This window comes from Desulfotomaculum defluvii, from assembly GCF_054657375.1.
The window spans coordinates 188165-198391 of the sequence record NZ_BAAHYV010000004.1; the positions used below are offsets into that span (position 1 = coordinate 188165).

The 10227-nt window shown below is 46.2% G+C and carries 4 protein-coding genes, 2 tRNA genes and 3 rRNA genes; all 9 read left to right on the forward strand.

Annotated features, from left to right (window positions below; genetic code table 11):
* Window positions 1-5: 5 nt before the first annotated feature.
* On the forward strand, window positions 6-965 hold the full coding sequence (gene dusB / locus ACYQ03_RS02645; protein WP_459907426.1) for a tRNA dihydrouridine synthase DusB: 960 nt from the start codon (window positions 6-8) through the stop codon (window positions 963-965).
* A 191-nt stretch (window positions 966-1156) separates the two neighbouring features.
* Window positions 1157-2230, forward strand: coding sequence for a shikimate dehydrogenase (locus tag ACYQ03_RS02650; RefSeq protein WP_459907428.1), 1074 nt, complete (start codon window positions 1157-1159; stop codon window positions 2228-2230).
* 187 nt (window positions 2231-2417) lie between these two features.
* The gene (gene greA / locus ACYQ03_RS02655; RefSeq protein WP_459907430.1) at window positions 2418-2894 is read left to right on the forward strand and encodes a transcription elongation factor GreA; all 477 of its coding nucleotides are present in this window, start codon (window positions 2418-2420) and stop codon (window positions 2892-2894) included.
* 19 nt (window positions 2895-2913) lie between these two features.
* A complete protein-coding gene (gene lysS, locus ACYQ03_RS02660) occupies window positions 2914-4446 on the forward strand; it encodes a lysine--tRNA ligase (protein WP_459907432.1) in 1533 nt (510 codons plus the stop codon).
* A 451-nt stretch (window positions 4447-4897) separates the two neighbouring features.
* Window positions 4898-6427: ribosomal RNA gene (locus ACYQ03_RS02665) — 16S ribosomal RNA — on the forward strand.
* A 280-nt stretch (window positions 6428-6707) separates the two neighbouring features.
* Window positions 6708-6784, forward strand: a tRNA-Ile gene (locus ACYQ03_RS02670).
* 6 nt (window positions 6785-6790) lie between these two features.
* Window positions 6791-6866 (forward strand) — tRNA-Ala (locus tag ACYQ03_RS02675).
* Between the two features lie 124 nt (window positions 6867-6990).
* Window positions 6991-9927 (forward strand): 23S ribosomal RNA (locus ACYQ03_RS02680).
* Window positions 9928-10114: 187 nt separating this feature from the next.
* Window positions 10115-10227 (forward strand): 5S ribosomal RNA (gene rrf / locus ACYQ03_RS02685); the annotation flags it as partial.

Below are 10227 nucleotides of genomic sequence, written 5' to 3' on the forward strand. Positions count from 1 at the left end.
GGTCCATGCAAATAGGTTCCATAGAGCTTGCTAATAACGTAATTGCTGCTCCGATGGCAGGAGTGACAGATAGGGCCTTTAGGATTATTGCTAGGGAACAAGGATGTGGACTTACAGTTACCGAAATGGTTAGCGATTTAGCACTGTTATATGCAAACCCCAGGACTTACCGAATGTTAGATTTTAGGGGTGAAAAAAAGCCTTTAAGCGTTCAGATTTTTGGCTCAAACCCTGAAACAATGGCTAAAGCGGCGGCCATTGTTGTGGAAAGAGGAGCTAATATTGTCGACATTAATATGGGTTGTCCTACACCTAAAATTGTAAAGAACAATGAAGGTAGCGCACTAATGAGAGATCCTCAGTTAGCAACAAAAATTGTTGAATCGGTAGTTAAATCCATTCCAACCATTCCTGTTACTGTGAAATTTCGTAAAGGCTGGGATGAGCAATCCATAAATGCAGTTGAATTTGCCCGGGCGATGGAATCAGCAGGGGCAGTTGCTGTAACTATTCATGGTCGTACTAGAAATCAATTTTACAGCGGCAAGGCAGACTGGAATATAATTAGAAAGGTGAAGGAAGCTCTGAAGATACCCGTTATTGGTAATGGGGACATTTGGTCAGCTCAGGATGCGGCCAATATGCTTGAGTTTACTGGATGTGATGGTGTTATGGTGGGACGTGGGGCTATGGGAAACCCCTGGCTTTTTCGAGAGATTGTTTATTATCTGGCAACAGGAAAAACATTACCTTGCCCGAGGCCAGAAGAAAGGATACACACTGCCATCAGGCATTTAGAATTAATGGTGGAATCTAAAGGCGAACAAGTGGCAGTTTTTGAAATGAGAAAACACGCTGCATGGTATACAAAGGGTATGAGGGGAGCGGCCAGAATCAGGGAAGTTATTAATAAGACCCAGAGTAAAAAGGAAATCGAGGAAATACTTAGAGGACTTCTTGACTAGGGTGCTGCACTTGCAGAACCCTTTTTTTACTTTTGAACTGTCTAGAAGCAGACTATGGCACTGTAAGGTAGAATGCAAACAGTTTTTTCTAAAAAACCTACATTCATTCTTGTGTTTTTAATAATTAATGCAGTCATTTAGGCATATGATTGTATAGAAATACCCATAATACAAGAACGGGGGAAGCAAAGATGAAAAACTTTGCATTTATTTTACACCCATTGGATTGTAATGACGTTGCTAGGAAATTTAATTTTACAAGATTCATGCCAGACACCTTAATTGAAAAGACCATAAGATTGCTCCCCCCCATTAAGATATCATCGATAACAGGTATTCGCTCCCCGGAGTCAGAAATTGAAGGAACCTTCGTATCGTGCCTTCTAACTGCAAAACAAATGATCGAGTTACCCCAGTCCTTTGTTCTCAACAAAATTATTCAGGCAGGTCGTTTAGCCGAGAAAATGGGGGCAGAAGTAGTTGGTTTGGGAGCCTTTACTAAAGTGGTGGGTGATGCAGGAATTACAGTTGCAAAGAATTTAAACATACCAGTAACTACCGGTAACAGTTATACAGTTGCCATTGCCCTGGAAGGAGCAAAAAAAGCTGCCCAATTAATGGGCCATGATTTAAAAAGGGCAAGGGTAACCATAATAGGGGCGACTGGTGCGATTGGTAGTGTATGTGCATTATTTCTAGCTAGGGATGTAAAAAATTTAACACTGGTTGGCCGAAATGAGGCAAAACTTCATCTGCTGGCTGACCGTATTATGTATGAAACTGGGTTGGCAGCGGAAGTAAGTTCTAATGTTAAAGCCACTTTAAGAAAGTCTGATCTGGTAATTACGGTAACCAGTTCTATGGATACTATCATTCAGGCCGAAGATTTAAAACCTGGGGCCGTGGTGTGTGATGTGGCTAGGCCGCGGGATGTATCTCGCAAAGTGATTGAGGAAAGGGATGACGTCCTAGTAATTGAGGGAGGTATTGTTGAAGTACCGGGAGATGTCAATTTTAATTTTAACTTTGGTTTCCCTCCTAAAACGGCCTATGCCTGTATGGCAGAAACCATGATACTCGCCTTGGAGGGAAAAATGGAAAGTTATACTCTTGGAAGAGAATTAACACTCAAACAAGTAGAAGATATTTACCAACTTGGAAAAAAACATGGTTTTAAATTAGCTGGTTTTAGAAGTTTTGAAAAACCCATATCTGAAGAAGAGATTAACACGATCAAACAGAGGGTAAGAATAAAAGTGTCCTAACATTTAAGTTGTTTCCAAATGAATCCTTGACAAATAATTAATGGTGTTTTTATAATGTACAGGAACAAGACCAAGAAAGGAAGCACTGCAATTGGCATCCCCTTTTGCAGTGCTTTAAATGTAGATAGACTTATTGTTAAATAAAGACAACAGATAAAATAGATTTAGAGAGACAAGGAGAATTGTAATGAAAGAAAAAGATGTAATGCTTACAGTGACTGGTTTAAAACAGTTGGAGGAGGAACTAACACAACTTAAGACTGTAAAAAGACGCCAGGTTGCGGAGAGAATTAAACAAGCCATTGAATTTGGAGACATTAGTGAGAACTCTGAATACGAAGATGCTAAAAATGAGCAAGCTTTTATAGAGGGGCGTATTTTAACCCTTGAAAAGATGCTGCGTAATGCAAAAATAATCGATGATGAAAACTTGGGCAATGAAGTGGTATCCCTAGGTTCTAAAGTTATATTAAAGGACTTGGAATTTGGAGATGAGCTGGAATATACAATAGTGGGTTCTGTAGAAGCAGATCCTGATGCAAACAAGATATCTAATGAATCACCGGTAGGGAAGGCTATTTTGGGACAACCTAAAGGCAATATTGTGGAAGTAAATGTACCAGCAGGTGTTTTGAAATACGAAATTGTTGATATTTTAAGGTAGCGTTTGGGGGTTTTTGTTAATGAATGATATAAGCAAAGAGAATTTAACTCAGCCGGCTCCAGGTACAACGGAAGCCGGCCAAACCACTGTGGAGGATCTTAACGAACTTATGAAAGTTCGTAGGGATAAGCTTCAGGAACTTATTGCTCAGGGGGTCCAACCCTTTGGACAAAAATTTGAGCAAACCCATTATACTGCTGATATCACTGATCAGTTTGATGTTATGGAAGGACAAACTGTGGTCATAGCGGGTCGTATTATGGCTAAGCGGGTAATGGGCAAGGCTAGTTTTGCTAATGTGCAGGATACCAAAGGGAATATTCAAGTATATGCCAGGTTAGATGACCTAGGAGCGGAAGATTATGCCCGCTTTGAAAAGCTAGACATTGGAGATATTATTGGCTGTTCAGGAAAAGTTTTTAAAACCCGTAAAGGTGAAATTACAGTACATATTGATAATTATAAGTTATTATCAAAGTCATTACGTCCTCTACCTGAAAAATGGCACGGCTTAAAGGATGTTGACCTTCGGTACCGTCAAAGGTATGTGGATTTAATTGTTAATCCTGAAGTAAAACAGACCTTTGTTATCAGAAGTAGGGTTGTAAGAGGTATTCGAAACTATTTAGACCAAAGAGGATTTTTGGAAGTAGAAACTCCCATGATGCATCCCATAGCAGGGGGAGCCAGTGCGCGGCCCTTTATTACACACCACAATACACTAGATATGAATCTGTATATGAGGATTGCTCCGGAGCTTTACTTAAAGCGTTTATTGGTAGGCGGATTTGATAAGGTTTATGAAATTAACAGAAACTTTCGTAACGAAGGTATTTCCACCAGACATAATCCAGAATTCACTATGATCGAATTGTATCAGGCCTATGCTGATTATCGGGATATGATGGATCTTACAGAGGATCTTATATCTAATGTGGCGCAGGAGGTACTTGGTACAACCACCATTGAATATGAGGGAACGGAAATTAGTCTGGCAAAACCATGGCGACGGGTACCTATGTTAGAAATTGTCAAAGAGCATTCGGGACTAGATTTTACTCAGCTAAAGAACGCCCAGGAAGCCTATGATGCTACCAAGGGATTAGGTCTAGAGATAGAACCAGGTGCTTCGTGGGGTGATATTCTTAATGCTGTCTTTGAGGAAAAAGTAGAGGACAAGCTTATTCAACCAACCTTTGTAACCGATTATCCCGTTGATATATCACCCCTAGCAAAACGTCAGCAGGATAACTCGGAATTAACCTATAGATTTGAGTTGTTTATTTATGGCAGGGAATTGGCAAATGCATTCTCTGAGCTTAATGATCCCATTGATCAAAAAGGTAGATTTATGAGCCAAGTAGAAAAAAGACAGGCTGGGGATGAAGAAGCCCAGATGTATGATGAAGATTACATCCAGGCACTGGAGTATGGTATGCCGCCTGCCGGGGGTTTAGGAATCGGTATTGACCGTCTAGTTATGCTTTTAACCAATTCATCATCTATCAGGGATGTTATTTTGTTCCCCTTAATGAGACCTAGGGAGTCCTAATAGGGGCTAACTTTCATTTTGACATTTACTGCCGGGAGTGATATACTACTTTTTATCTCCCGGCAGGGCAGTGGTGAAAAAGAACAAAAATTGGTACTAGACAAAACAAAAAGCAGTGTGTATAATAAGTAACTGTGGTCAGGATGACAATTTTCACTAAAATATAACACTAACAAATAAATCTTGACATTAAGTTTGTATTATGGTAACATTTCAAATCGAGAGCAAACAAAATGGTCTTTGAAAACTAAACAGAAGATGATGGATGAAAAACAGGTCAAGTCAAAAGTCGAGATACCCCCTAACGGGGATAAGACACTCGAAACTAAGACGACCACAAAAAACATCCTCGTCAAGCGTTATTAACCCCCTAACGGGGACGAGATGACGCATAGCGAGTAAATCTAGGATAAGTAAAGAGCCAAAACTCTTTAAGATATTTTTAAAATATTTTACGGAGAGTTTGATCCTGGCTCAGGACGAACGCTGGCGGCGTGCCTAACACATGCAAGTCGAACGGAGATTAGAATGAAGCTTGCGATTTCTAATTTTAGTGGCGAACGGGTGAGTAACGCGTGGATAACCTGCCTGATAGACCGGGATAACAGCTGGAAACGGCTGCTAATACCGGATACGCTTGCGGAGTCGCATGACTCTGCAAGGAAAGCGCATACGCTATCAGATGGATCCGCGTCCCATTAGCTAGTTGGTGGTGTAGAGGACCACCAAGGCGACGATGGGTAGCCGGCCTGAGAGGGCGATCGGCCACACTGGGACTGAGACACGGCCCAGACTCCTACGGGAGGCAGCAGTGGGGAATCTTCCGCAATGGGCGAAAGCCTGACGGAGCAACGCCGCGTGAGGGAAGAAGGCCTTCGGGTTGTAAACCTCTGTTTTCAGGGAAGAAGTCAGTGACGGTACCTGAAGAGTAAGCTCCGGCTAACTACGTGCCAGCAGCCGCGGTAATACGTAGGGAGCGAGCGTTGTCCGGATTTACTGGGCGTAAAGGGCGCGTAGGTGGTTCATTAAGTTAGAGGTGAAAGTTCGGGGCTCAACCCCGTGATTGCCTCTGATACTGGTGGACTTGAGTGCAGGAGAGGGGAGCAGAATTCCCAGTGTAGCGGTGAAATGCGTAGATATTGGGAGGAATACCAGTGGCGAAGGCGGCTCTCTGGACTGTAACTGACACTGAGGCGCGAAAGCGTGGGGAGCGAACAGGATTAGATACCCTGGTAGTCCACGCCGTAAACGATGAGTGCTAGGTGTTGCGGGTATCGACCCCTGCAGTGCCGCAGTTAACACAATAAGCACTCCGCCTGGGGAGTACGGTCGCAAGACTGAAACTCAAAGGAATTGACGGGGGCCCGCACAAGCGGTGGAGTATGTGGTTTAATTCGACGCAACGCGAAGAACCTTACCAGGGCTTGACATCCTCTGAAAGGCGTAGAGATACGTTTTCTTGACTTCGGTTAAGCAGAGAGACAGGTGGTGCATGGTTGTCGTCAGCTCGTGTCGTGAGATGTTGGGTTAAGTCCCGCAACGAGCGCAACCCCTAACATTAGTTGCCAGCATGTAAAGATGGGAACTCTAATGTGACTGCCGTTGACAAAACGGAGGAAGGTGGGGATGACGTCAAATCATCATGCCCCTTATGTCCTGGGCTACACACGTACTACAATGGCCGGTACAGACGGAAGCGAAGCTGTGAAGTGGAGCAAACCTGAGAAAGCCGGTCCCAGTTCGGATTGTAGTCTGCAACTCGACTACATGAAGTCGGAATCGCTAGTAATCGCAGGTCAGCATACTGCGGTGAATACGTTCCCGGGCCTTGTACACACCGCCCGTCACACCACGAAAGTTGACAACACCCGAAGCCGGTGAGCTAACCGTAAGGAGGCAGCCGTCGAAGGTGGGGCCGATGATTGGGGTGAAGTCGTAACAAGGTAGCCGTATCGGAAGGTGCGGCTGGATCACCTCCTTTCTAAGGAGAAATCAGCAACAGCTGATTATCTAAGGTCGGACATTCATCATCTAATCTGTTTAGTTTTGAGAGACCAAGGCCCGGGGGGGATTCCTCTGGGATCTTGCTATGAGCCTTGAGCCTTTAGCCATTAGCTTTTTAGGCTAAGTGGCAAGACAAAGGCCAATAGCTTCAACCAGAAACTTCCGGTTGATTTAATGTGTCTCTTGAAGTAAGATATAAATCCAGTCTAATAGCTAAAAGCTAAAGACTAGACCCAAAAGAAATGCAAATAAGCTACGGGACTATAGCTCAGCCGGTTAGAGCGCACGCCTGATAAGCGTGAGGTCGGTGGTTCGAGTCCACCTAGTCCCACCATATCGTGGGGGCATAGCTCAGCTGGGAGAGCACCTGCCTTGCAAGCAGGGGGTCAGCGGTTCGATCCCGCTTGTCTCCACCATTTTTATCTAAAATATTTGTATTGTTCTTTGAAAACTGAACAGCGAAACAAGTAAAGCGTCGACATAAAAACAATTTCAGTAGGTTACCAAAAGTAACCGAGCCGAAACAAGCAAGTAAGATTTGGTCAAGAAAGAAAGGGCATACGGTGGATGCCTTGGCGCTAAGGGCCGAAGAAGGGCGCGGTAAGCTGCGAAAAGCCACGAGGAGCCGCAAGCAGGCATTGAATCGTGGATACCCGAATGGGGCAACCCGGCGGAGTAAACCTCCGTCACCCTATGCTGAATATATAGGCATAGAGGAGGGCACCCGGGGAACTGAAACATCTAAGTACCCGGAGGAAAAGAAAGAAATATCGAACCCCCAAGTAGCGGCGAGCGAACAGGGGCGAGCCTAAACCAGATTTCTTCGGAAATCTGGGGTTGCGGGACCCTCATCACGTGAAGAATAGTCCTAGTCGAAGACACCTGGAAAGGTGCTGCACAGAAGGTAAAACACCTGTAGACGAAAGGATGAAACTTGCAGAGGGAATCCCAAGTACCGCGGGACACGAGAAACCCCGTGGGAATCAGGGGGGACCACCCCCCAAGGCTAAATACCCATAGCGACCGATAGTGAACCAGTACCGTGAGGGAAAGGTGAAAAGCACCCCGGGAGGGGAGTGAAATAGAACCTGAAACCGTATGCTTACAAGCTGTCAGAGCACATTAAAAGTGTAATGGCGTACTTTTTGTAGAACGGACCGGCGAGTTACATCTAACGTGCAGGTTAAGGCAGAAAAGCCGGAGCCGAAGCGAAAGCAAGTCTTAATAGGGCGATATGTACGTTGGAGTAGACCCGAAACCTGGTGATCTACCCATGTCCAGAGTGAAGCTTTAGTAAAATAAAGTGGAGGCTCGAACCGACCTTCGTTGAAAAGGAGGCGGATGAGGTGTGGGTAGGGGTGAAATGCCAATCGAACCAGGAGATAGCTGGTTCTCCCCGAAATAGCTTTAGGGCTAGCCTCGGTGTGAGAATAGCGGAGGTAGAGCACTGAATGGGCTAGGGGCCTTCACGGGTTACCGAACCCAATCAAACTCCGAATGCCGCTATATTGTAACCGGGAGTCAGACTGCGGGTGCTAAGATTCGTAGTCAAAAGGGAAACAGCCCAGACCAACAGCTAAGGTCCCAAAGATATACTAAGTGGAAAAGGATGTGGGGTTGCTAAGACAACCAGGATGTTGGCTTAGAAGCAGCCACCATTTAAAGAGTGCGTAATAGCTCACTGGTCAAGTGACCCTGCGCCGAAAATGTAACGGGGCTAAGTATATCACCGAAGCTTTGGAATGTAGTAATACATTGGTAGGGGAGCGTTCTTACAGCGTTGAAGCAGTACCGTAAGGAGCTGTGGAGTAGTAAGAAGTGAGAATGCCGGTATAAGTAAGCGAAAAGGCAGGTGAGAATCCTGCCCGCCGAAAACCTAAGGTTTTCTGGGGAAGGTTCGTCCGCCCAGAGTAAGTCGGGACCTAAGCCGAGGCCGCAAGGCGTAGGCGATGGACAATCGGTTGAGAATCCGATACCACCAGATACCGTTTGAGGATGGAGTGACGCAGGAGGGTAAGTTAAGCCAGCGGCTGGAAAAGCTGGTCCAAGCCCGTAGGGAGTAAGGTAGGCAAATCCGCCTTACACATATCCTGAGAGGTGATGGGGAGCGAAAACAAGTAGCGAAGTAACTGATCCCAAACTGCCAAGAAAAACTTCTAACGAGGTAAGCTGGTGCCCGTACCGCAAACCGACACAGGTAGGTGGGGTGAGAATCCTAAGGCGCGCGAGAGAACCCTCGTTAAGGAACTCGGCAAAATGACCCCGTAACTTCGGGAGAAGGGGTGCCTCGATATCGTGAAAAACACACGTTTGGAGCGAGAAGAGGCCGCAGAGAAAAGGCCCAAGCGACTGTTTACCAAAAACACAGGTCCCTGCTAAAGCGAAAGCTGACGTATAGGGGCTGACGCCTGCCCGGTGCTGGAAGGTTAAGGGGAAATGTTAGAGCAATCGAAGCATAGAACCGAAGCCCCAGTAAACGGCGGCCGTAACTATAACGGTCCTAAGGTAGCGAAATTCCTTGTCAGGTAAGTTCTGACCCGCACGAAAGGCGTAACGATTTGGGCACTGTCTCAACGAGGGGCTCGGTGAAATTGTAATGACGGTGAAGATGCCGTCTACCTGCGACAGGACAGAAAGACCCCGTGGAGCTTTACTGTAGCTTGACATTGGGTTTTGGTATTTGATGTACAGGATAGGTGGGAGACTGAGAAACTTGCACGCCAGTGTAGGTGGAGTCAACGTTGGGATACCACCCTTTAGATATTGAAATTCTAACTATAGACCATGAAGCTGGTTTTAGGACAGTGTCAGGTGGGCAGTTTGACTGGGGCGGTCGCCTCCCAAAAGGTAACGGAGGCGCCCAAAGGTTCCCTCAGTGCGGAAGGAAATCGCACGTTAGAGTGTAAAGGCAAAAGGGAGCTTGACAGCGAGACCAACAAGTCGAGCTGGTACGAAAGTAGGGCTTAGTGATCCGGCGGTTCTGAGTGGAAGGGCCGTCGCTCAACGGATAAAAGCTACCCCGGGGATAACAGGCTTATCTCCCCCAAGAGTCCACATCGACGGGGAGGTTTGGCACCTCGATGTCGGCTCATCGCATCCTGGGGCTGAAGTAGGTCCCAAGGGTTGGGCTGTTCGCCCATTAAAGCGGTACGTGAGCTGGGTTCAGAACGTCGTGAGACAGTTCGGTCCCTATCCGTCGCAGGCGCAGGAAACTTGAGAAGAGCTGTCCCTAGTACGAGAGGACCGGGATGGACGGACCGCTGGTGTACCAGCTATCGTGCCAACGGTAGTGCTGGGTATCTAAGTCCGGAAGGGATAAGTGCTGAAAGCATCTAAGCACGAAGCCCCCTTCAAGATGAGGTTTCCCACTACGCAAGTAGATAAGATCCCATGAAGACTACATGGTAGATAGGCCGGAAGTGTAAGAGCAGTAATGTTTTCAGCTGACCGGTACTAATAGATCGAGTTCTTGACCAAGAATTAGCCTTGTGCCATGTGCCATGTGCCGTGAGCTAAGGTAGAAATAAATGACGCAGTTACTTCAACGCTGTTTAGTTTTCAGAGAACACATAGGTTTAGTAAAAAAGGAAAAGCGCCAAAAACCCCATGGCGCAAGGCCCAAGGCTCATGGCCACCCTGAAGAACTACCCAATAGTATAAAGTTTCTGGTGGCGATACCGGAGGGGGTACACCTGTTCCCATCCCGAACACAGCAGTTAAGCCCTCCAGGGCCGATGGTACTTGGAGCTAGCGCTCCTGGGAGAGTAGGTCGTCGCC

Bases quoted from the DNA above. Each gene is read 5' to 3' on its own strand.
- dusB (WP_459907426.1), top strand. From the start codon at position 6: ATGCAAATAGGTTCCATAGAGCTTGCTAATAACGTAATTGCTGCTCCG.
- ACYQ03_RS02650 (WP_459907428.1), top strand. From the start codon at position 1,157: ATGAAAAACTTTGCATTTATTTTACACCCATTGGATTGTAATGACGTT.
- greA (WP_459907430.1), top strand. From the start codon at position 2,418: ATGAAAGAAAAAGATGTAATGCTTACAGTGACTGGTTTAAAACAGTTG.
- lysS (WP_459907432.1), top strand. From the start codon at position 2,914: ATGAATGATATAAGCAAAGAGAATTTAACTCAGCCGGCTCCAGGTACA.